Below are 20,919 nucleotides of genomic sequence, written 5' to 3' on the forward strand. Positions count from 1 at the left end.
GTCACTCACCCGGGGTGGTGGCTGTCGATAAAAAAGAACGCAATCCTTGTCATTGCCGGGCTTGACCCGGCAATCCAGTCTAGCGCTGTGAATGCCGGACGTCTGGATGCCCCGGTCAAGCCCGGGCATGACAAACACTGATGCTTCTATTGTTGCAAATCAGAGGCTTCAATCAGCCACGAAGCGCTCACGCATCCGCGTCGAAACAGGCGCGGATGCCTTCGCGATAAGTCGGATAGCGCAGCGCATAACCCAGCTCCTCGCGGACCCGGCGGTTCGAGACGCGCTTGTTCTCGCCGTAGAAGGAGCGGCCCATCGGCGTCATCTGCGCTTCGTCATAGGCGATCTCGCCCGGCGGCGACACGCCGAGCAAACCGGCCGCATAGGTGACCACATCCTGGGGGGGCGCCGGCTCATTGTCGGTGACGTTGAAGGCGGGCCCGGCGTCGGGTTTCTCCATGCCGGCCACAACCGCACCCGCGATGTCCTCGACATGAATGCGGTTGAACACCTGTCCCGGCTTGACGATGCGCCGGGCAGTGCCCCGCTTCAAATTGACGACGGCGTTGCGTCCCGGCCCGTAAATGCCGGCCAGCCGGAAAAGCTGCACCGGCACGTCCCTGCCACGGCCAAGATCGAGCCATTCCTTCTCGACATCGACCCGCATGGCATTGCGCTCCATGGTCGGGCGCAGCGGCGCGGTCTCGTCGATCCAGGCGCCCCCGGCATCGCCATAGACCCCGACGGTGGAGAGATAACCGATCCATTGCAGCTTCGGTGCCTGCCGCAGGGCGGCACCGAAATGCCGCAATACGGAATCGCCGTCATCATCGGGGGCGATGGACGTGAGGATATGCGTCGCCTCGGCAATGGCGGCATCGACCGCCGGCGAGCCTGCCAGGCCGTCATAGGCCAGACGCGTGGCACCAGGCAGCTCCGGCAATTTCTCGTGGGGCGCCGACGAGCGGAAGGTACCAGTGATCTTGGCGAAGCGGTCGCCGTAGCGAGCCGCAAAATGCGAGGCGGTGTAGCCGAGGCCGAAGATCAGGAGATTCATGCAATACATTCCCGCCGTTTCGGGGGAGTGGGTCTTCAGACCCGCCAGTCTCCCTTCCGGCCTCACGATAAAGGCGGGTCTGAAGACCCGCCCCTCATTACTGTCCGAGCCCGTCGAAGAAATCACGGACCTTGGCGAAGAAACCGGCGCTTTCTGGCTGTGTCTCCTTCGACGACTGCTCGTCGAACTCCGCCAGCAATTCGCGCTGGCGGCGCGTGAGATTCTTGGGTGTCTCGACAAAGAACTGGACGTACATGTCGCCATGCTCGCGCGAACGAAGCACCGGCATGCCCTTGCCGCGCAGGCGCACCTGCCGCCCGGTCTGCGTACCTTCGGGCACTGCCACCTTGGCCTTGCTGCCATCGACGGTGGGCACCTGGAACTCTCCGCCGAGGGCGGCCGTCACCATCGAAATCGGTACGCGGCAATGTAGATCCGCGCCGTCGCGCTGGAAGAATTCGTGCGAAGCCAGCGACAGGAAGATGTAGAGATCGCCCGAAGGCCCGCCGCGCGCGCCGGCCTCGCCCTCATTGGCGAGACGGATGCGCGTGCCATCCTCCACGCCGGCGGGAATATTGACCGAAAGGGTGCGCTCGCGCGTGGTGCGGCCGGCACCGCCGCAGGAAGGACAGGGATTGTCGATGACCTCGCCACGGCCCTGGCAGGTCGGGCAGGTGCGCTCGATCGAGAAGAAGCCCTGGGTGGCGCGCACGCGGCCATGGCCGGCGCAGGTTCCGCAGGTCTTGGGCTTGGACCCAGCCTTGGCACCGGAACCGGAACAGGAATCGCAGGTGACGGATGTGGGGATCTTGATGGTGGCGGTCTTGCCGTTGAAGGCCTCCTCCAGCGTGATCTCCATGTTGTAGCGCAGATCCGCGCCGCGCTCGCGCCCGCCCGAATTGCTGCGCCCGCGGCCGCGCCCGGCCAGATCCTCGAAGATATCGTTGAAGATGTCGGAGAAGGAACCGAAGCCACCGCCTGCGCCGAAACCGCCGCCTCCGCCTCCCATGCCGCCCTGCTCGAAGGCGGCGTGCCCGAAGCGGTCATAAGCCGCGCGCTTTTGCGGATCCTTCAGGGCTTCATAGGCCTCGTTCACTTCCTTGAACTTGGCCTCGGCATCCTTGTCACCGGCATTGCGGTCGGGATGGTGCTTCATCGCCTGCTTGCGGAAAGCAACCTTGAGTTCGACTTCGGTTACTTCGCGAGTAACCTCGAGCACTTCGTAATAGTCACGCTTGGCCATCGGAATCGCTCAAAGCACCCCAGCGAAGGCGTTTTGCGATGGTGGAATCACCGAGACCGCAAAGACGCGTTGAAATAACGAGTTCGAGCACTGTGCGTTTCCGCTTGAACACACTCTGCTCTGGAGGTGTGCGAAAGCCCCCGCCATATCCGATGCAGACCTTTCGGCCTGTATCGTTTGGCGAGGGCTCGCACAAGATCGTCGAAGATTACGCACGCTTCTTGCTGTCGTCGACTTCCTCGAAGTCGGCGTCAACAACATCGTCATTCTTCGTACCGGCTTCGTCGCCCGGGGCGCCCGCGGCCTGCTGCTGATAGAGGGCTTCGCCCAGCTTCATGGCAGCCTGCTGCAGATCGTTGGTGCGGGTCTTGATCAGCTCGACATCCTCGCCTTCCAGCGCGGACTTGAGCGCGGTAACCGCTGCCTCGACGGTCGACTTGTCGGCCTCGGAGATCTTGTCGCCAAGCTCCTTGATCGACTTCTCGGCCTGGTGCACCGCCGCATCCGCATGATTGCGGACCTCGACGAGCTCGCGCCGCTTCTTGTCTTCCTCGGCATTGGCCTGGGCGTCCTTGACCATCTTCTCGATGTCGGCATCGGAAAGACCGCCGGAAGCCTGGATGCGGATCTGCTGCTCCTTGCTCGTCGCCTTATCCTTGGCCGAGACATTGACGATGCCGTTGGCATCGATGTCGAAGGTCACCTCGATCTGCGGCATGCCGCGGGGCGCCGGCGGAATGCCGACGAGGTCGAACTGGCCGAGCGCCTTGTTGTCCTGGGCCATTTCACGCTCGCCCTGGAAGACGCGGATGGTCACGGCCGTCTGGCCGTCCTCGGCGGTCGAGAAGGTCTGGCTCTTCTTGGTCGGGATCGTGGTGTTGCGCTCGATCAGGCGGGTGAAGACACCGCCCAGCGTCTCGATGCCTAGCGACAGCGGGGTCACGTCGAGCAACAGCACGTCCTTGACGTCGCCCTGCAGCACGCCGGCCTGGACCGCGGCACCGATGGCGACCACTTCGTCCGGGTTGACGCCCTTATGGGGCTCCTTGCCGAAGAACTGCTTCACGACTTCCTGGATCTTGGGCATGCGGGTCATGCCGCCGACCAGCACCACTTCGTCGATCTGACCAGCGGCCAGGCCGGCATCCTTCAAGGCCTTGCGGCAGGGCTCGATGGTGCGCTGGACGAAATCGTCGACCAGGCTTTCGAACTTGGAGCGCGAGAGCTTGAGCGCCAGATGCTTCGGACCCGAAGCGTCGGCGGTGATGTAGGGCAGGTTGATCTCGGTCTGCGCCGTGGAGGACAGCTCGATCTTGGCCTTCTCGGCCGCTTCCTTCAGGCGCTGGAGAGCGAGCTTGTCCTTCTTGAGGTCGATGCCCTGCTCGCGCTTGAACTCGTCCGCCAGATACTCGACCAGGCGCATGTCGAAGTCCTCGCCACCGAGGAAGGTGTCGCCATTGGTCGACTTCACCTCGAACACGCCGTCGCCGATCTCCAGGATCGAGACGTCGAAGGTGCCGCCGCCGAGGTCATAGACCGCGATGGTGCCGGCCTTCTTCTTGTCGAGGCCATAGGCGAGCGCAGCCGCCGTCGGCTCGTTGATGATGCGCAGCACTTCGAGGCCGGCGATCTTGCCGGCATCCTTGGTGGCCTGGCGCTGGGCGTCGTTGAAGTAGGCGGGAACGGTGATGACCGCCTGCGTCACCGGCTGGCCCAGATGAGCCTCGGCCGTTTCCTTCATCTTCTGCAGGGTGAACGCCGAAATCTGCGACGGGGAGTAGGACTTGCCGTCCGCCTCGACCCAGGCATCGCCATTGTTGGCCTTGACGATCTTGTAGGGCACCAGGCCGATGTCCTTCTTGGTCATCGGATCGTCATAGGTGCGGCCGATCAGGCGCTTGATCGCAAAGAAAGTGCGCTCAGGGTTGGTGACAGCCTGGCGCTTGGCCGGCTGGCCCACGAGGCGCTCACCATCATCGGTGAAAGCCACGATGGAGGGCGTGGTGCGCATGCCCTCGGAATTCTCGATGACCCGGGCACTCGTGCCCTCCATGACGGCTACGCACGAATTGGTGGTGCCGAGGTCGATACCAATAACTTTAGCCATAGTTTCTCATCCTTCCTATTCAGCAGACCGACGCGCCCCGAAGCAGCAGCGCCTAGGCCGGGAAAGCCCTCAGGAACCCGGCCGGTCCCTATCGGAAACCCCGTGATTGCGTTGGGATTAATCACGGGTTCGGCGGGTATATAAGGGGGGCTTTCACGGGCCGCAAGGCGCGAAAGCTGCCTGTCCGCTAAGGAATTTGCGTCTTCGTCACAATTCTTCGACGAAGTGCCCGGCCGGGTCCGGCTGGGACGAGCCAACAGGCGGTATAGCGATACATCAGCCTTTCTCCATGGTCACCCGGTTTTGGTGAGCTCCATCCGCCTCCCGCAGGCAACGCCGCCCCGGCGGCCGCACACAAAAACTTGACTATAACAATTATGTTATATAACATAATTGTTATAAATAAGACTCGGTCACCTCCATGCCCCACCTCGACGACACCTTTGCGGCCCTGTCCGATCCGACTCGCCGGGCGATCCTCAGCCGCCTGGCTCTCGGGGAGGCGACGGTGATGCAGCTGGCGGAACCCTTCGCGATGACGCAGCCCGCCGTCTCGCGCCATCTCAAGGTTCTCGAAGGCGCTGGGCTGATCGTCCGCCGCGCCGAGGGGACGAAACGGCCCTGCCGGCTCGCCCCGGAAGGCATCGCGGCCATCGACCAATGGCTGGGCATGCTGCGCGAGGCCCTGGCCCGCAATTACGACCGGCTGGACGTGCTCCTGGCCGCAGGACTTCCCGAAAAAGAAGAGGACAACCCATGACCAAATTGACGATCCGCACCGAAGGCGACACCCATGTCGTGGTCGCCAGGCGCTTCGCCGCCTCCCCCGAGGCGGTCTACCGCGCCCACACCGAGCCCAAACTCATCCAGAAATGGATGCTGGGGCCTGATGGATACACCATGCCCGTCTGCATCAGTGAGGCCCGGCCCGGCGGCAAGATCCGCTTCGAATGGCAGGACGGTTCCGGAGGCGGTTTCTCGCTGACGGGCGAATATATCGCGCTCGAGCCTCACAGCCGCATCGTGCATGTCGAGCGCATGCACCTGCCCGACCCAACGCCCGACAACCATGTCGAGACCCGCTTCGAAGCGGACGGCGCGGGCACGCTGATGACCTTGCGCATGACTTTGCCGAGCGCAGCGGTGCGCGAGCAGATGCTGGCGACCGGCATGGAGCATGGCATGGAAGCCAGCTATGTCAGGCTCGAAGGCATTCTGTGAGGGGCGGCAAGACAGGCTTCCGGGATGCACCCTCAATCCACCAATTGCCCCACGATCATGTGCGCCGTCGCGGCATTGAGGGCCATGGGGATGTCATAGACCAGGGCAAGCCTGGTCAGGGCCTTGACGTCGACATCATGCGGCAGGGGCGAGAGCGGATCGACGAAGAAGAACAGGCCGTGGACCTGTCCCTCGGCGATCAAGGCGCCGATCTGCTGGTCGCCGCCGAGCGGCCCGCTCTTCAGCGGGGTCAGCGACAGCTCCGGGCAGGCGGCCAATATGCGGCCCCCTGTCGTGCCGGTGGCAACGAGGTTGAAGCGCGCCAGAACGGCCCGGTGCGTGAGCGCGAACTCGACCATTTCGTCTTTCTTGAGATCATGCGCGACGAGCGCCAGAGTGCGCCTGACCAGCTTCGACATCGGGTATCCTCATTTCAGATCGGCGTTTCCCATCTGATTCCATGTGAAAATCTGGGGCAACCGCACAACGCCTCTTCTCAATAGCGCAATCGGCGTGCCATGTTGACCATAAGGTCTGCATGGGAAGCCTTTCTCACGCGGCCTCCATCCAAGAGCGAGAACAAGCGCGGGAGAGCGTGATGAAATCGACCCTTCTTGGCCTGGCTGCCCTGCTGGCAGCCGGCGTTGCGGGATTTGGCACGGCACAGGCAGCCGACAAGCCCGGTCCGGCAGTCATCTATGATTTGGGCGGCAAATTCGACAAGTCCTTCAACGAGGCGGCCTATGACGGGGCCGAGCGCTGGAAGAAGGAAAGCGGCAAGACCTATCGCGAGTTCGAAGTCACCAACGCCTCGCAACGCGAGCAGGCGCTGCGCCGTTTCGCCAAGGATGGCAACAACCCCGTTATCGTGATGGGCTTCAGCTATGCCGACGTGCTGGAAAAGGTAGCCAAGGCCTATCCCAAGGTGAATTTCGGCATCGTCGACAGCGTCGTCGATTTGCCCAACGTCGCTTCTTACGTCTATCGGGCCGACGAGGGCTCCTACCTTGCCGGCTATCTCGCCGCCAAGACCAGCAAGACCGGCACGATCGGCTTCATCGGCGGCATGGACGTGCCCCTCATCCGCAATTTCGGCTGTGGCTACGCGCAAGGCGCCAAAGCCGCCAATCCCCAGATCAAGGTCATCCAGAACATGACCGGCACCACGCCCGCCGCCTGGAACGACCCGGGTCGCGGCGCCGAGCTGACCAAGGCGCAGATCTCGCAAGGGGCCGATATCGTCTATGCAGCGGCCGGCCAGACCGGTATCGGTGTCCTGCAGGCAGCCGCCGATGGCGGCAAGCTCGGCATTGGCGTCGATTCCAACCAGAACGGCCTGCATCCCGGCAAGGTGCTGACCTCGGTGCTCAAGCGCGTGGACGAAGCGGTCTATCAGGGCTTCAAGGACGGTGAGGCCGGCCAGTTCAAGCCGGGAACGCATGTGCTCGGCATCAAGGACAATGGCGTCGCCCTGGCCATGGACGACAACAACAAGCCCCTGATCGACGAGGCCAACAAGGCCGCGATCGCGGCGGTGACCAAGGACATCGCCGACGGCAAGGTGGTGGTGCACAATTACGAGAAGGACAATGTCTGCCCGGTGAACTGAGCGAGCGGCAGACTGATTTTCATGGCGTAAAAGGCGGGTCCAAGGATCTAACGCAGTTCACTTGAACGTCTTCGAGTTAGCACGACCTTTGTCATAGCCGGGCTTGACCCGGCTATGACAATTCGGAGCGTTTGTTCCTTAAGTGAGCCGCATTAGGTCCAAGGATCCGCCTTTCGCCCATGACCTACCGTTTTCGCCGATCCGGGATCGGCCCCCTATTGCTCCCGCGAGGCTCCCTTTGCCAACTGCCCTCGAACTGAAGCAAATCGACAAACGTTTCGGCCCCGTCCACGCCAACAAGGCGATCGACCTCGTGGTCGAGACAGGCACCATCCACGGCATCATCGGCGAGAACGGCGCCGGCAAATCCACGCTGATGTCGATCATCTACGGTTTCTACGAGGCCGATAGCGGCGAGACCCTTGTCAACGGCACCCGGAAAGCGATCCGCTCTTCGCAGGATGCCATCGATGCGGGCATCGGCATGGTGCACCAGCATTTCATGCTCGTCGATCCCTTCACCGTGCTGGAGAACGTCATGCTCGGCGCCGAGGGCGGCGGCCTGCTGGCGAGAGGACGCGACCACGCTCGTACCGAACTGGCGCGGCTGGAGGCAAGCTATCACCTGGAGGTCGATCCGGATGCCGTGGTGGGCGAACTGCCCGTCGGCGCCCAGCAGCGCGTCGAGATTCTCAAGGCGCTCTATCGCGGCGCCGATATCCTCATCCTGGACGAGCCGACGGGCGTGCTGACGCCCGCCGAAGCCGACCAGCTCTTCGAAATCCTGAAGGTCCTGCGCGAGCAGGGCAAGACCATCCTGCTGATCACCCACAAGCTGCGCGAGATCATGGCGATCACCGATCGCGTCTCGGTGATGCGGCGCGGCGAGATGGTGGCCACCGTCGACACCGCCAAGACCAACCCCACCGAGCTCGCCGAGCTGATGGTGGGCCGCCGCGTACTGCTGCGCGTCGACAAGGCGGAGGCCAAGCCCGGCGACGTCATCCTCGAAGTGAAAAACCTCACGGTAAAGGACGAGAAGGGCATCACCCGCGTCGACGACGTCTCCTTCACCGTGCGGGCCGGCGAGATCGTCGGCGTCGCAGGCGTGGCCGGCAACGGCCAGTCGGAGCTGCTCGAGGCCATTGCCGGTATCCGGCCGGTCCATTCGGGCGAAATCAGGCTGCGCGGCGCCAATACCGCCGCGGCGGACCCGGCGGAGCTGCGCAAGCTCGGCCTGGCCCATGTGCCCGAGGACCGCATGAAGATGGGCCTCGTCAAACCCTTCGCGGCCTATGAGAGCGCCATCCTGGGCTACCAGAAGGATCGCAAGCTCGGCAGCGGCCCCTTCCTCAATTACCGGCGCATCATCGCCGACCTCACCGACAAGATGGAACGCTTCGACGTGCGTCCGCGCGACCCGAAGCTGAAGACGGCCAATTTCTCGGGCGGCAACGCCCAGAAGATCGTGCTGGCCCGCGAGATGGAGCGCGATCCCGCCTTGCTGATCGTGGGACAACCGACCCGTGGCGTCGACATCGGCGCCATCGAGTTCATCCACCGCCGCCTGATCGCCATGCGCGACGCCGGCAAGGGCATTCTGGTGGTTTCGGTCGAGCTCGACGAGATCATGGGCCTGTCCGACCGCATCCTGGTGATGTGCGGCGGACGCGTCACCGGCGAATGCCTGGCCAAGGATGCCACGGAGAACGGACTCGGCCTGTTGATGGCCGGCGTGTCGGGAGAGGCGGCATGAGCGGTCAGACCACCACGTCATCAGCCCTTCTGGGCGCGTTCTTCTCCAGGCGCAGCAGCGCCAGCCTCGTCACCCTGCCCTGGTGGGCCGACACCGTCGTGCTGCCGCTGCTCAATGTGGTGGTGGCCTTCCTCGTCTCCGGCATCGCGGTCTGGGTCATCGTGGGCGCCGATCCGCTGACGGTCGGCGTCACCATGATCACGGGCGCATTCGGCGACGCCAACGCCGTGGGGACAACGCTCTATTACGCCACCACCTTCATCTTCGCCGGCCTTGCCGTGGCCGTCGCTTTCCATGCCGGCCTGTTCAATATCGGCGTGGACGGGCAAGGCCAGATCGCCGGCATCGGCATCGCCCTCGCCTGCCTGCATCTGGGCAGCGTTCCCTGGTTCCTCGCCATTCCGCTCGGCATGATGGCCGGCATGCTCTTCGGCGCCGCCTGGGCCTTCATTCCCGGCTATCTGCAGGCCACGCGCGGCAGCCACGTCGTCATCACCACCATCATGTTCAACTACATCGCCACGGCGCTGGTGCAGTATCTCCTGGTGAACGTGATGATGAAGCCGGGCTCCGGCGAGCCGAAATCCGAGCTCTTCGCCGATTCGACCGGCCTGCCGCTGATCAGCGATATCCTGGCGGGCATCGGCATCCAACTCGACCTCACGCTGGTCAATCTCGCCTTCCCGATCGCGCTGCTTGCCGCCATCCTGGTCTGGGCCCTGATCTGGCGGACCCGGCTGGGCTACGCCATGCGCACAGTCGGCCACAACAAGACCGCTGCCGTCTATGCCGGCATTTCCCCGGCCAAGATCATCGTCATCGCCATGTTGATCTCGGGCGCCCTGGCCGGCCTGATGGGTACCAATGTGCTGATGGGTGAACAGCACCGCATGATCATCGACTATACCGCCGGCGCTGGCTTCATCGGCATCGCCGTCTCGCTGATGGGCCGCTCCCATCCGGCCGGCATCGTGCTCGCCTCCATCCTGTTCGGCGCGCTGATCCAGGGCGGCCAGGAACTGTCCTTTGAAAACCCCGTCTTCGACAAGAACATGATCGTGATGATCCAGGGCATCATCATCCTCTTCGTCGGCGCCCTCGAACTGATGTTCCGGCCGCAGCTCGCCATGCTGTTCCAGCTCTTCACCCCTACCTCCAAGGGAGCATGACGCCATGGATACCGTGATCATGCTGGCCAGCGTGGCGGCCGCCGCCATCCGCATCTCCACGCCCTATCTGCTGTGCGCCCTCGCCGGCCTCTATTCGGAACGTTCGGGCATCGTCGACATCGGCCTCGAAGGCAAGATGCTGGTGGGCGCCTTCGCAGCCGCGGTCACCGCAGCGACCTATGGTTCGGCCTGGCTCGGCCTCGTCATGGCGATCATCGTCTCCATCGGCTTTGCGTTGCTGCACGGCATTGCCTCCATCCGCTATCGCGGCAACCAGATCGTCTCGGGCGTCGCCATCAACATCCTGGCGCTCGGCTTGACCGCCTTCATCGGCAATGCCTGGTATGGCGAGGGCGGGCGCACCCCCAGCCTGAGCGGCGCCGCGCGCTTCCAGCCGATCGAGCTGCCGGGGGCGGAGGCGATCAGGGGCGTGCCGGTGCTCGGCCAGCTCTATGCCGACGTGCTATCCGGCCATTCGATCCTGGTCTATTTCGCCTTCGCCTGCGTCCCGGTGACGGCCTGGATCCTCTACAAGACCCGCTTCGGCCTGCGCCTGCGCGCCGTCGGCGAGAACCCGCAGGCCGTCGACACCGCCGGCATCTCGGTGGCCTGGCTGCGCTATCGCGCCGTGCTGATCTGCGGCCTGCTCACCGGCGTCGCCGGCGCCTATCTCTCCACCGCCGATTCGGCCGCCTTCGTCTCCAACATGACGGGCGGGCGCGGCTATATGGGCCTGGCCGCCCTGATCTTCGCTAAATGGCGGCCCTGGCCGGCGCTCGGCGCCTGCCTGCTCTTCGGCCTGCTCGATGCCATCTCGATCCGCATGGGCTCGAGCTTCGTGATCGCCGGCATGCGGGTGCCCTCCGAGTTGGTCTCGGCCCTGCCCTATATCCTCACCGTGTTCATGCTGGCCGGCTTCGTCGGCGCGGCGACGCCCCCCAAGGCCGCGGGCGTTCCCTATCTCAAGGAACGCTGATGGACGCGCTCGCCGATCTGTTCGAGGCTGCCAGAGCCGTGCGCGAGAAGGCGCATGCGCCCTATTCGCGCTTCAAGGTGGGAGCGGCCATCCGTGGCCGCTCGGGCCGGATCTATGCCGGCTGCAATGTCGAGAACGCCGCCTATCCGGTCGGTGCCTGCGCCGAAGGCGGCGCCATCTCGGCCATGGTGGCGGATGGCGAGACGGGAATCGCCGAAATCCTGGTGCTGGGCTGGACCGATGCCCATCCCGAAGCTCCCGGCCTGACCACGCCCTGCGGGGGCTGCCGCCAGCGCATCCGCGAATTCGCAAAGCCGTCGACTTCAATCCATGTCGCCGGCCCCGAAGGCATCCGCCGCAGCTTCACGCTCGACGAGCTGCTGCCCGAAAGCTTCGGCCCGGAAAATCTGGGTTGATCGATTAGATCGACACCAGGTCGAGGAAACTGGCTGCCAGCAGCAGGACGGTGGCGACGGCAAGCGTCAGCCCGACCCAGAACTGGGCCCTGTCTTCGGCTGATATGCCGCCCTTGAGAACCATCTGCATGCGCTCGATCATCAAACAACCCACCTCGAAACCGGGTCATGATGAAAGCGTCGCAGGTGCTCCGGCGTTAACGCGGCGCGAATTCGTCGCGCCGTCTGGAATCATGGTTGAGAAGAGGTGAGCGGGTCTCCGGGTGCGCAAGCATCTTGCCCGCTTCTCCCTTCGGCCGGGGCGACGCCCTTCCAAAAGCAGCCATGCATGCAGGATACCCATAGGCGCTAACTTTGGGTGGTGGCACCAGATTGGATGGTCGATCTCCAGATCGACCATCCTGGAAATGTCGAGCCAGATAGAGGACAAAGGTGGTCGATCTCGCTCCATCAATTGATGGAGCTGTGGAGATCGACCCTCCACGCTACCTGCGCCTCTGGCCGCAACGTTAGCGCCTATGGGCAAGATGCCCGCGCACCCGGAACTACAAAAACGACTTCCCGGCCCCCTGCCAGTCCAGCCTGAGATGCTCCGCCACGCTGGCAGCCATGTCGGCGAAGCTGTCCCGCCGCCCGATCGGTCCCGTGCACTTGCCGAGGCGCGCCAGCACTGGCACGAATTCGCGCGTGTGGTCCGTTCCCGTCCAGGACGGGTCGCAGCCATGGTCGGCCGTGATGATCAGGAGGTCATCCTCACCCAGCCGCGAGAGGATCTGCGGCAGCCGCATGTCGAATTGCTCCAGGGCACCGGCATAGCCGGGAATATCCCGGCGATGGCCATAGAGCGTATCGAAATCGACATAGTTGGCAAAGAGCAGGCCGCCTTCGGGCAGGCGCCCCATCGCTTCGAGCGTGCGATCGATCAAGGCATCGTTGCTCGGGCCCTTGACGCTCTCGCCAGTGCCGCGATGCGCGAAGATGTCGCCGATCTTGCCGATGGTGATGACGCCCCGTCCGGCGCGTTCGGCCACATCGAGCAGAGTATCGGCCGGCGGCGGCACGGCATAGTCACGCCGGTTGGCAGTGCGCGTGAAGCCACCGACGGCATCCCCGACGAAAGGCCGCGCGATCACCCGGCCGATGTTGAGATGGTCGACATGGCGGCGGGCGATCTCGCACAGGGACAGCAGCCTCTCCAGCCCGAACGCCTCCTCATGAGCAGCGATCTGCAGCACGCTGTCGGTGGAGGTGTAGAAGATCGGCTTGCCGGTCTCGACGCTCTCGGCGCCGAGTTCAGCAATGATCTGCGTCCCCGAGGCATGGCGCTGGCCGAGCACGCCGGGAAGCTCGGCTTCCTTGACGATGGCGGCGATCAGGCGGGCGGGAAAACACGGCACTTCCTTGGGGAAATAGCCCCAGTCGAACGGCACGGGATAGCCGGCGATCTCCCAATGGCCCGAGGGCGTGTCCTTGCCCTTGGAGACCTCGGCCGCATAGCCCCACAGGGCCTCAGCCACGCCGCCTTCCAGGCCGGGCGGCAGCGTACCCGTTGCCGCTTGCGCAGCCACGCCGAGGCCAAGGCTGGCCAGCACGGGCAGGCGCAGAGGCCCGGTGCGATGCTCGTTTTCGCCCGCCCGCCCCGCCGCACAGGCGGCGGCGATGTGGCCGAGCGTATCGGCCCCCGCATCACCATAGTGTTCGGCGTCATCGGCTGCGCCGATGCCGAAGGAATCCATCACCAGAAGGAGCGCGCGACCCATCTCAGCTTCCTCCAATGCGTTCGAGCACCGGCGGCAGGGCTTCCTCACCCTCTCCGGTGCGATAGGCCGCTCGCAGGCCAGCCGCTGCGGCCTCGGCCGCCGCGTCGCTGCGAGCATGCACGAAGCCCAGGGGACGGTCGGGCCCGACCTCGGCGCCAAGCTCCGCCAGCCCGGTGAGGCCCACGGCGTGGTCGATGGCATCCTGCGGGCGGGTGCGTCCTCCGCCCAAGGCCACCACCGCGAGGCCGACGGCCCGCGTATCGATGCTTCCGACCCGCCCCGCTTGCTCGGCGAAGACGGGCTTCACCACCGGCGCGGCCGGCAGATAGCGCTCGGGCTGCTCGACGAAATCGGCCGGGCCGCCCAACACCGAGACCATGCGGGCGAAATGTTCGGCCGCCCGCCCGCTCGCCAGGGCCTGCTCGATGCGGGCCTGACCCTCGGCGGTGTCGCGGGCAAGCTTGCCGAGCACCAGCATCTCGGCACACAGGTCGACGGTGACTTCGAGCAGGCGCACGTCCCGATGCGCCCCGGTGAGAAAATCCACCGCGTTGCGGACTTCCAGGGCATTGCCGGCGGCGCTGGCAAGAGGCTGGTCCATGGCCGTGATCAGCACGGTGGTCGGCAATCCGGCGCCCGTGGCGACGGTCGCGATCGATTCGGCCAGCTCGCGTGAGCCCTCCAGCGTCGGCATGAAGGCGCCCGAGCCGGTCTTCACATCCATCACCAGGGCCTGCAGCCCGGCCGCGAGCTTCTTCGACAGGATCGAGGCGGTGATCAGCGGGATCGATTCGACCGTGGCCGTGACGTCTCGGATCGAATAGACGGTCTTGTCGGCTGGAGCGAGATCGGCGGTCTGGCCGATGATCGCGGTGCCGGCCTCGCGCACGGCACGGCGGAACAGGTCGAGGTCGGGCTGGGTGGTGTAGCCCGGAACCGAATCGAGCTTGTCGAGCGTGCCGCCGGTATGTCCGAGGCCGCGGCCTGAAATCATCGGCACGAAGCCGCCGCAGGCCGCCACCAGCGGCCCGAGCATCAGGCTGACATTGTCGCCGACGCCGCCGGTCGAGTGCTTGTCCACCAGCGGCCCCGGCAGGTCGAGGCCGCGCCAGTCGAGCACGGTGCCGGATCGGGTCATGGCCCGCGTCAGCGCGATGCGCTCGTCCATCGCCATGCCGCGGAAGAACACTGCCATGGCAAAGGCCGCGACCTGGGCATGGGTGACGCTGCCGGCGACCACCCCTTGCACGAAACTCTCGATTTCGGCCGCGGATAGAGCCGCGCCATCGCGCTTCTTGCGGATGATTTCCTGGGGAAGAAGGGTCACGAACTGGGCTCCCTGGAGCAGAACGGGGTCAAGCTGAATGCATCCTTGCGATCCCTGGCTGATAGGCCAGATCGCAAAACGCCTTGGCGGCCCCGTCCCTGCGTGGCCTTTCGATTTCGGGCCGCGACGATAGCCTCCACGATCCACGAAGGAAAGTCATGCGAAGGAAAGTGTCCGAGCGTTTACAAATCTATTGCGAGCTGACCTAAGCCCCGGTGCCCTGACGATGCCGTCCCACGCCCTGTTCCCCTCGAACTGGCCAGCATCCGGCGGGCATGCCACAATCGATCCGGTGCTGCCGTGAATCCGGGATGGGGCGATGATCCGGCGTTGCTTGATGTTGTTGTGTCTGTTCTGGCTGGCGAGCGCCACGGCGGCGCTCGCCGACAAGCGTGTCGCGCTCGTCATCGGCAATGGCGACTATCGCACGCTCGGCCGTCTCGCCAATCCCGTGGCCGATGCCGACGCCATGGCCGCACTGCTGGCCGGAGGAACGCTCGGCTTCAAGGTGATCCGCGCCACGAATGCCGACCACGCCGTCATGCTGCGGGCGATGGCCGAATTCGGCAATGAAGCCACCGATGCCGATATCGCGCTGGTGTTCTATGCCGGCCACGGCATGCAGGTCGACCAGCGCAATTTCCTCATTCCCATCGGCGCCGACATCAAGAGCCGCGTCGATCTCGCCACCCAGACGGTCAGGCTCGACGACATCAGCGACATCCTGAGCGCCTCGGGCGCCAAGGCCAAGATCCTGCTCGTCGATGCCTGCCGCAACAATCCCCTGCCGGCGAGCGCAAGCCGCGGCGCCTCGCGTGGCCTGGCTCGTCTCGACGCCGCCAGTACCGGCACACTGGTCGCCTTCGCCACAGGCCCCAATGCCGTCGCCGATGACGGGGATGGCGCCCATTCCCCTTTCGCGGCCGCCTTGCTGAAGCGGTTGCCCGAAGCCGGCATCGAGATCCGGCGGATGCTGGCGCTGGTGCGCCAGGACGTTCATGCCGCGACGAACCAGCGCCAGACGCCATGGGTCGACGAGGCCCTGCTCGGTGATCTCTATCTCGGCGGGAGCGCTGCCCCGGCCACGCCGCCCGGCACCGCACAGCCGCTCCCAGCAATTCCGGTGAGCCCGTCCCTCGACAAGGCCGACATGGCGGCCTGCAGCGATCTCGGCATCGATCCCACGCCGATCAAGCTCGAAGCCTATCTCGACAATTTCCCCAAAGGCTATTGCGCCGCATCGGTGCGCCGGCGGCTGGATGCCCAGGCCAAGCTAACGGGTGGGCAGGCCCCGATCACCACCTCACCTCAGTCCGAACCGGCTCGATCCAACCTGCCGCCCTATACGGTCTCGAGTTATTGGGACCATAACGGCTCGCGCGTCGCTCTTTCAGCCAGCGAAGGCAATCGCCTGTTCTATTACGAGGCACCCCGACCAGGCCTTGCCGAGGCCGGGGTGCGCAAGGGAGCGCTGCTGTTCAAGGGCACGGCCAGCGGCGGCGTCTATCGCGGCCAGGCCTATGTCTTCTCGCGCGAATGCGGGCCGATCTCCTACCGAGTCGAAGGCTCGTCTGCCGGGGAACCGCCGACCATCACCCTGCGTGGAAAGGTGCCCCGGCGTGCCAAGGACTGTGCACAGACCGGCTGGCGCGACGACACGCTGGTGTTTCGCTACGATTCGGCGGTGCAATAGCAAGCGCTACCCTGGCTGCCAGCCGATCGGTGGTCGGACAAGACCGCTTGAGTCCTTTTTAAGGGGGCAACATCGCGCCCACGACCCTCCCCCCGCTTTCGGCTGCGGGATTGCTATGTTAAGGGGAGGCCGTGGTGCGGGCAGGCTCGCCTGTTCGGCCACGCGATTTTGACTGGTCGATGAGGACTGAGACGCAATGGCGGAACGCCGTTCGAGCTTTGAATATGAAGATCTCCTCGCCTGCGGGCGCGGCGAGATGTTCGGACCCGGCAATGCGCAATTGCCCCTTCCCCCCATGCTGATGTTCGATCGCATCCCGGAGATCTCCGAGACCGGCGGACCGAACGGCAAAGGCTGCGTACGTGCCACGCTCGAGGTCAAACCGGATCTGTGGTTCTTCTCCTGCCATTTCCAGGGCGATCCGGTGATGCCGGGCTGCCTCGGCCTCGACGCCCTCTGGCAGATGACCGGCTTTTTCCTGGGCTGGCTCGGCCAGTCCGGACGGGGCCGCGCCCTCGGTGTGGGAGAGGTCAAATTTACCGACCAGGTGCTGCCCAGCGTCAAACAGGTCGAATATGGCGTCGATCTCAAGCGGGTTTTCAAGGGTAAATTGATTCTCGGCATCGCGGATGGCTGGCTAAAGGCCGATGGCCGCACCATCTATGAAGCCAAGGATCTGCGCGTCGGCCTGTTCCAAGCTTGAGTTCCAGGCCTGATTTCTGGCCTCGAAGTGGTGCGGATCGAGCGCATTTCCGGTCGGGCCGGTCATTGGCTTGCCTATTGCAATGTGCTTTGAAACATGCAGGGTGCGGCCCCGACGACGCTCGACGCGCCGACGGGGTTGATGCTTTGTAGGTCGTCCGTGATTGGGTCCTGCCCATTCACGGGCAGCGAGCACAATTTCCGAGCTTGCCCAAAACCGGGCCGCTTGCGAAATTCTGCTCAAGCGTTTTGCGATCGGACGGAATTGCCTGAAGTCGCAAAGATGCTCTGGCCAATCCGTTGGATTGGCCTGGAAACAGAGAGCCAGAGCAAACAAGCGTTTCTGTCTAAACGCGCTTTGCTCTAGGGAACGCAGTGCCGGCCTGGCGGTCCCCTCGGAGAGGATCGTGGGTCGGTTACGAAACTGGAAGGGATCGCCATGAGACGTGTCGTCGTTACCGGCATGGGTATCGTGTCTTCGATCGGCAACTCGACGCAGGAGGTTCTCTCCAGCCTGCACGAGGCCAGATCCGGTATCACGCGCGCCGAGCAGTTCGCCCAATACGGCTTCCGCTCACAGGTTTATGGCGCACCCACGCTCGACCCCGCTTCAGTGGTCGATCGCCGCGCCATGCGCTTCCATGGCGGCGGCACCGCCTGGAACCATGTAGCGATGGAGCAGGCCATCCTCGATTCCGGCCTGGAGGCCAATGAGGTTTCCAACGAGCGCACCGGTATCATCATGGGGTCGGGCGGTCCCTCCACCCGCACCATTGTCGAGGCCGCCGACAAGGCGCGCGAGTCGGGCAGCTCCAAGAAGGTCGGTCCCTTCGCCGTTCCCAAGGCGATGTCCTCCACCGCCTCCGCCACGCTCTCGACCTGGTTCAAGATCAAGGGCATCAACTATTCCATCTCCTCGGCCTGCGCGACCTCGAATCATTGCATCGGCAATGCTTATGAGCAGATCCAGTACGGCAAGCAGGATGTGATGTTTGCCGGCGGCTGCGAAGAGCTCGACTGGACGCTCGCCGTGCTGTTCGACGGCATGGGCGCGATGTCGTCCAAATACAACGACACCCCTTCCACGGCCTCCCGCCCCTACGACAAGAACCGCGACGGCTTCGTGATCTCCGCCGGTGCCGGCGTGCTGGTGCTGGAAGAGCTGGAGCATGCCAAGGCTCGCGGCGCCCGCATCTATGGCGAGATCGCCGGCTATGGCGCCACCTCCGACGGCCATGACATGGTCGCCCCCTCGGGTGAGGGCGCCGAGCGCTGCATGCGCATGGCGCTGGCCAACATCAAGGCGCCGATCGACTACATCAACCCGCACGCCACCTCGACGCCGGCGGGCGATCCTCCCGAGATCGAGGCCATCCGCAAGGTGTTCGGCTCGGGTGACAAGTGCCCGCCGATCGCCGCGACCAAGGCACTGACCGGTCATTCGCAAGGCGCGACCGGCGTGCAGGAAGCAATTTATTCACTACTCATGATGAATAATGGCTTCATCTGCGAGAGTGCGCATATCGAGGAGTTGGATCCGGCCTTTGCCGACATGCCGATCGTCCGCAAGCGTATCGACAATGCCAAGCTCAGCCATGTCCTGTCCAATTCCTTCGGATTCGGCGGCACCAACGCGGCCCTGGTCTTCAAGCGCCTCGACGCCTGAGATTGGTCACCGCCTGTTCCGACCGGACTATCCGGGGCAAGCGCTCGTCCAGAGTTTGAGGACCGTGGATGAGCATGCCCGGTAACAAAGAGACAGATAAAGTGATCCGGGACCTGCGCAAATCCCCGGCTGCTTTGTCAAAACGTGGTAAAGAGGCGGAAATGTGGGCTGATCGGCCGATTCTGGTCTGATTGAGCCCCAAAGGGTTTTGCGATTTGACGGAATCGCGTCAAATCGCAAAACGCCTCGAACCTAGGAGCTAGAGCAAAGCAACGTTCACACAAAAACGCGCTTTGCTCTAGTGACTGATGACCAGGATTTGGAGTTGCAGGCCATGACAGGGCTCATGCAAGGTAAGCGCGGTCTGATCATGGGCGTGGCCAATGATCATTCGATCGCCTGGGGTATCGCCAAGAGCCTTGCCGCCCAAGGCGCCCAATTGGCATTCACCTATCAGGGCGATGCCCTGCGCAAGCGCGTGGAGCCGCTCGCCAACAGCGTCGGCTCCAGCCTGCTGGTGCCGTGCGACGTCGAGAATGTCGCTTCCGTCGACGGCGTCTTCGCCACGCTGGCGCGGGAATGGGGCAAGATCGACTTCCTCGTCCATGCCATCGCCTATTCGGACAAGAGCGAGCTCAAGGGCCGCTACGCCGACACCACCCGCGACAATTTCGCCAAGACAATGGTGATCTCCTGCTTCTCCTTCACCGAGATCGCCAAGCGCGCCGCCGACCTGATGCATGATGGCGGCTCGATCCTCACCCTCACCTATGGTGGCTCCACGCGGGTGATGCCGAACTACAATGTCATGGGCGTGGCCAAAGCTGCGCTCGAGGCTTCGGTGCGCTACCTTGCCTCCGATTTCGGCCCGCAGGCCGTCAGGGTCAATGCGATCTCGGCCGGGCCGATCCGCACCCTCGCCGGCGCTGGCATTTCCGATGCCCGGCTGATGTTTAACTATCAGCGCGCCCACGCGCCGCTGCGTCGCACCGTGAGCATCGAGGAGGTCGGCGGTTCTGCGCTCTATCTGCTCTCCGATCTCTCGACCGGCGTCACCGGCGAAGTGCATTTCGTCGATTCCGGCTACAACATCATCTCGATGCCGCATCCCGAGGCCCTCAAGGCCCAGGAAGCCGCCGAAGCGAGCGTGACGACGAAGGCTGCCGCCGAGTAGAGCACCATTAGCAAAGGGGCGCCGGAAATCTGTCCTGGACCGATTCCGGGCCTGCATCGGCCTAAATGGTTGTTCCCTGCGGACTGGTGCCTGAGCTGGCATTGCCCTATCGTTCGGGCACCTGCCGCCGCGGAATCCAAAAATGAGCGTCTTACCGCCTTCCTGTTCGCGCTCTGCCTGTTCGCGCTCTGCCTGTCCGCCTTGCCGGCCGGCCAGGCTTTGGCCTCTTCGCAGACCGACAATCTGTGCGCGCAGTTGGACGCGAAAAAGATCGCCGCCGATCTCGGCTTTCGAGGCGAGGCCCGCGCCGAAGCGGACGGCAACCATAGTTGTGCCATCACCGTCACGGATGCGCCGGAGGGACGCCTCGATATTGGCTTCGTCTTCTACCCCGACGCCGCCAGCGCCGCTCCGGAATTTGCCGACACCGGATTTCCCGGCATTCAATCCGAGCCGGGTCTGGGCGACAAGGCTCAGTGGAGCAGCATGGGCGCCTCCCGCATGTCCTATCGGCTGCGGGTGCTCAAGGATGCGGTTCAGATCGGGCTTTCCTATATGGGCCCGGCTATTCCGGTCAGCGACGAGCAAGCCAAGCATGTCCTGATCGCCGTCGCGCACTCCCTGCTCGACAGGGCCTCCGAGGCTTCGGCGGACTATGCCCGCGAACGCCAGCAGGTGGCCGCCGATACGGCCAAGGCGTGCCAAGTTCGCGGGCAGAGGGAAGAGTGCCCGCTCCCGGTCAATCTGCTGACCGCCCAACCACAGAGCTTCGAGGGCGAGATCACCGCCGAACATGGCGGCTATTATCTGACCAAGGCCCCCAAGGGGAGCACCCTCGTCGTCAAAACCAGCGGTCCGAAGGGTATCGTCAACATGATATGGTGCGAGAAAGGCGAAGAGCCATCCGAGCCGAAGGCCGAGATCCGCCTTCGGCTCGAAACGTCGGAACGATGCCTGGTCAGCGTTCTCATCGATGCCAAAGCTTTCCAAAGCTTCGGCCCCTACCGCGTGACCCTGTCGGCCGAATGAGCCGACAACGAAAC

General features: G+C 64.2%; 19 protein-coding genes. 12 read left to right on the forward strand and 7 right to left on the reverse strand.

What is annotated here, in order from left to right:
- Positions 1 to 187: 187 nt before the first annotated feature.
- The 3 genes from ACR9ZN_RS18660 to dnaK all read right to left on the reverse strand — a co-directional run bounded on the left by ACR9ZN_RS18660 (position 188) and on the right by dnaK (position 4,407).
- Complete coding sequence (locus ACR9ZN_RS18660; protein WP_481272875.1) at positions 188 to 1,057, reverse strand: SDR family oxidoreductase; 870 nt, start codon at positions 1,055 to 1,057, stop codon at positions 188 to 190.
- 97 nt (positions 1,058 to 1,154) lie between these two features.
- Complete coding sequence (dnaJ, locus tag ACR9ZN_RS18665) at positions 1,155 to 2,300, reverse strand: molecular chaperone DnaJ (protein WP_434957954.1); 1,146 nt, start codon at positions 2,298 to 2,300, stop codon at positions 1,155 to 1,157.
- Between the two features lie 208 nt (positions 2,301 to 2,508).
- Positions 2,509 to 4,407, reverse strand: coding sequence for a molecular chaperone DnaK (gene dnaK / locus ACR9ZN_RS18670; protein WP_441770216.1), 1,899 nt, complete (start codon positions 4,405 to 4,407; stop codon positions 2,509 to 2,511).
- A gap of 421 nt (positions 4,408 to 4,828) precedes the next feature.
- On the opposite strand from dnaK, the gene ACR9ZN_RS18675 reads away from it, so the two are divergent.
- Together ACR9ZN_RS18675 and ACR9ZN_RS18680 are read left to right on the forward strand one after the other, a co-directional pair.
- Complete coding sequence (locus tag ACR9ZN_RS18675) at positions 4,829 to 5,167, forward strand: ArsR/SmtB family transcription factor (protein ID WP_434957956.1); 339 nt, start codon at positions 4,829 to 4,831, stop codon at positions 5,165 to 5,167.
- Entirely contained in the window at positions 5,164 to 5,628 is a 465-nt protein-coding gene (locus ACR9ZN_RS18680; RefSeq protein ID WP_481272876.1) for an SRPBCC domain-containing protein, read from the forward strand. Before ACR9ZN_RS18675 ends, ACR9ZN_RS18680 begins: the two co-directional genes overlap by 4 nt.
- Positions 5,629 to 5,660: 32 nt before the next feature.
- Here the strand turns inward: ACR9ZN_RS18680 and ACR9ZN_RS18685 are convergent, their stop codons facing one another.
- The gene (locus ACR9ZN_RS18685) at positions 5,661 to 6,047 is read right to left on the reverse strand and encodes a methylglyoxal synthase (RefSeq protein WP_481272877.1); all 387 of its coding nucleotides are present in this window, start codon (positions 6,045 to 6,047) and stop codon (positions 5,661 to 5,663) included.
- 179 nt (positions 6,048 to 6,226) lie between these two features.
- Here ACR9ZN_RS18685 and ACR9ZN_RS18690 point away from each other — a divergent pair, with 179 nt between their 5' ends.
- The 5 genes from ACR9ZN_RS18690 to ACR9ZN_RS18710 all read left to right on the forward strand — a co-directional run bounded on the left by ACR9ZN_RS18690 (position 6,227) and on the right by ACR9ZN_RS18710 (position 11,554).
- Positions 6,227 to 7,237, forward strand: a complete 1,011-nt coding sequence (locus ACR9ZN_RS18690) for a BMP family lipoprotein (RefSeq protein ID WP_434957959.1) — start codon at positions 6,227 to 6,229, stop codon at positions 7,235 to 7,237.
- A 238-nt stretch (positions 7,238 to 7,475) separates the two neighbouring features.
- On the forward strand, positions 7,476 to 8,993 hold the full coding sequence (locus ACR9ZN_RS18695) for an ABC transporter ATP-binding protein (protein WP_481272878.1): 1,518 nt from the start codon (positions 7,476 to 7,478) through the stop codon (positions 8,991 to 8,993).
- Positions 8,990 to 10,162, forward strand: coding sequence for an ABC transporter permease (locus tag ACR9ZN_RS18700; protein ID WP_481272879.1), 1,173 nt, complete (start codon positions 8,990 to 8,992; stop codon positions 10,160 to 10,162). The genes ACR9ZN_RS18695 and ACR9ZN_RS18700 overlap by 4 nt, the downstream gene beginning before the upstream one ends.
- Positions 10,163 to 10,166: 4 nt before the next feature.
- Positions 10,167 to 11,138: an ABC transporter permease gene (locus ACR9ZN_RS18705; protein ID WP_454815730.1), complete on the forward strand. Its 972-nt coding sequence runs from the start codon at positions 10,167 to 10,169 to the stop codon at positions 11,136 to 11,138.
- Positions 11,138 to 11,554, forward strand: a complete 417-nt coding sequence (locus tag ACR9ZN_RS18710; RefSeq protein WP_434957963.1) for a cytidine deaminase — start codon at positions 11,138 to 11,140, stop codon at positions 11,552 to 11,554. Before ACR9ZN_RS18705 ends, ACR9ZN_RS18710 begins: the two co-directional genes overlap by 1 nt.
- Before the next feature lie 4 nt (positions 11,555 to 11,558).
- On the opposite strand, the gene ACR9ZN_RS18715 is transcribed toward ACR9ZN_RS18710, so the two are convergent.
- The 3 genes from ACR9ZN_RS18715 to deoA form a co-directional block, all read right to left on the reverse strand.
- Positions 11,559 to 11,696 carry a hypothetical protein gene (locus ACR9ZN_RS18715; RefSeq protein ID WP_187829587.1) on the reverse strand — a complete coding sequence of 46 codons (138 nt, stop codon included), beginning with the start codon at positions 11,694 to 11,696 and terminating at the stop codon, positions 11,559 to 11,561.
- A gap of 403 nt (positions 11,697 to 12,099) precedes the next feature.
- Positions 12,100 to 13,314, reverse strand: coding sequence for a phosphopentomutase (locus ACR9ZN_RS18720; RefSeq protein WP_454815733.1), 1,215 nt, complete (start codon positions 13,312 to 13,314; stop codon positions 12,100 to 12,102).
- A 1-nt stretch (position 13,315) separates the two neighbouring features.
- Positions 13,316 to 14,641 carry a thymidine phosphorylase gene (gene deoA, locus ACR9ZN_RS18725; RefSeq protein ID WP_481272880.1) on the reverse strand — a complete coding sequence of 442 codons (1,326 nt, stop codon included), beginning with the start codon at positions 14,639 to 14,641 and terminating at the stop codon, positions 13,316 to 13,318.
- Between the two features lie 319 nt (positions 14,642 to 14,960).
- Between deoA and ACR9ZN_RS18730 the strand changes: the two genes are divergently transcribed.
- The 5 genes from ACR9ZN_RS18730 to ACR9ZN_RS18750 all read left to right on the forward strand — a co-directional run bounded on the left by ACR9ZN_RS18730 (position 14,961) and on the right by ACR9ZN_RS18750 (position 20,905).
- Positions 14,961 to 16,334, forward strand: a complete 1,374-nt coding sequence (locus ACR9ZN_RS18730; RefSeq protein WP_481272881.1) for a caspase family protein — start codon at positions 14,961 to 14,963, stop codon at positions 16,332 to 16,334.
- A 196-nt stretch (positions 16,335 to 16,530) separates the two neighbouring features.
- On the forward strand, positions 16,531 to 17,037 hold the full coding sequence (gene fabA, locus ACR9ZN_RS18735; RefSeq protein ID WP_434957967.1) for a 3-hydroxyacyl-[acyl-carrier-protein] dehydratase FabA: 507 nt from the start codon (positions 16,531 to 16,533) through the stop codon (positions 17,035 to 17,037).
- 438 nt (positions 17,038 to 17,475) lie between these two features.
- On the forward strand, positions 17,476 to 18,702 hold the full coding sequence (gene fabB, locus ACR9ZN_RS18740; protein WP_105864356.1) for a beta-ketoacyl-ACP synthase I: 1,227 nt from the start codon (positions 17,476 to 17,478) through the stop codon (positions 18,700 to 18,702).
- Between the two features lie 334 nt (positions 18,703 to 19,036).
- Positions 19,037 to 19,876 (forward strand): enoyl-ACP reductase FabI, encoded by an 840-nt coding sequence (gene fabI, locus ACR9ZN_RS18745; RefSeq protein ID WP_434957969.1) that lies wholly within the window; start codon positions 19,037 to 19,039, stop codon positions 19,874 to 19,876.
- Between the two features lie 69 nt (positions 19,877 to 19,945).
- Entirely contained in the window at positions 19,946 to 20,905 is a 960-nt protein-coding gene (locus ACR9ZN_RS18750; RefSeq protein ID WP_481272882.1) for a hypothetical protein, read from the forward strand.
- Positions 20,906 to 20,919: the final 14 nt, after the last annotated feature.

The sequence above is a fragment of the Labrys sp. HAY1-8F genome (assembly GCF_056754975.1).

Bases quoted from the DNA above. Each gene is read 5' to 3' on its own strand.
- ACR9ZN_RS18700 (WP_481272879.1), top strand. From the start codon at position 8,990: ATGAGCGGTCAGACCACCACGTCATCAGCCCTTCTGGGCGCGTTCTTC.
- fabB (WP_105864356.1), top strand. From the start codon at position 17,476: ATGAGACGTGTCGTCGTTACCGGCATGGGTATCGTGTCTTCGATCGGC.
- ACR9ZN_RS18710 (WP_434957963.1), top strand. From the start codon at position 11,138: ATGGACGCGCTCGCCGATCTGTTCGAGGCTGCCAGAGCCGTGCGCGAG.
- ACR9ZN_RS18690 (WP_434957959.1), top strand. From the start codon at position 6,227: ATGAAATCGACCCTTCTTGGCCTGGCTGCCCTGCTGGCAGCCGGCGTT.
- ACR9ZN_RS18660 (WP_481272875.1), bottom strand. From the start codon at position 1,057: ATGAATCTCCTGATCTTCGGCCTCGGCTACACCGCCTCGCATTTTGCG.
- ACR9ZN_RS18705 (WP_454815730.1), top strand. From the start codon at position 10,167: ATGGATACCGTGATCATGCTGGCCAGCGTGGCGGCCGCCGCCATCCGC.
- ACR9ZN_RS18720 (WP_454815733.1), bottom strand. From the start codon at position 13,314: ATGGGTCGCGCGCTCCTTCTGGTGATGGATTCCTTCGGCATCGGCGCA.
- fabI (WP_434957969.1), top strand. From the start codon at position 19,037: ATGACAGGGCTCATGCAAGGTAAGCGCGGTCTGATCATGGGCGTGGCC.
- ACR9ZN_RS18675 (WP_434957956.1), top strand. From the start codon at position 4,829: ATGCCCCACCTCGACGACACCTTTGCGGCCCTGTCCGATCCGACTCGC.
- ACR9ZN_RS18715 (WP_187829587.1), bottom strand. From the start codon at position 11,696: ATGATCGAGCGCATGCAGATGGTTCTCAAGGGCGGCATATCAGCCGAA.
- ACR9ZN_RS18730 (WP_481272881.1), top strand. From the start codon at position 14,961: ATGATCCGGCGTTGCTTGATGTTGTTGTGTCTGTTCTGGCTGGCGAGC.
- ACR9ZN_RS18685 (WP_481272877.1), bottom strand. From the start codon at position 6,047: ATGTCGAAGCTGGTCAGGCGCACTCTGGCGCTCGTCGCGCATGATCTC.
- dnaJ (WP_434957954.1), bottom strand. From the start codon at position 2,300: ATGGCCAAGCGTGACTATTACGAAGTGCTCGAGGTTACTCGCGAAGTA.
- fabA (WP_434957967.1), top strand. From the start codon at position 16,531: ATGGCGGAACGCCGTTCGAGCTTTGAATATGAAGATCTCCTCGCCTGC.
- ACR9ZN_RS18680 (WP_481272876.1), top strand. From the start codon at position 5,164: ATGACCAAATTGACGATCCGCACCGAAGGCGACACCCATGTCGTGGTC.
- dnaK (WP_441770216.1), bottom strand. From the start codon at position 4,407: ATGGCTAAAGTTATTGGTATCGACCTCGGCACCACCAATTCGTGCGTA.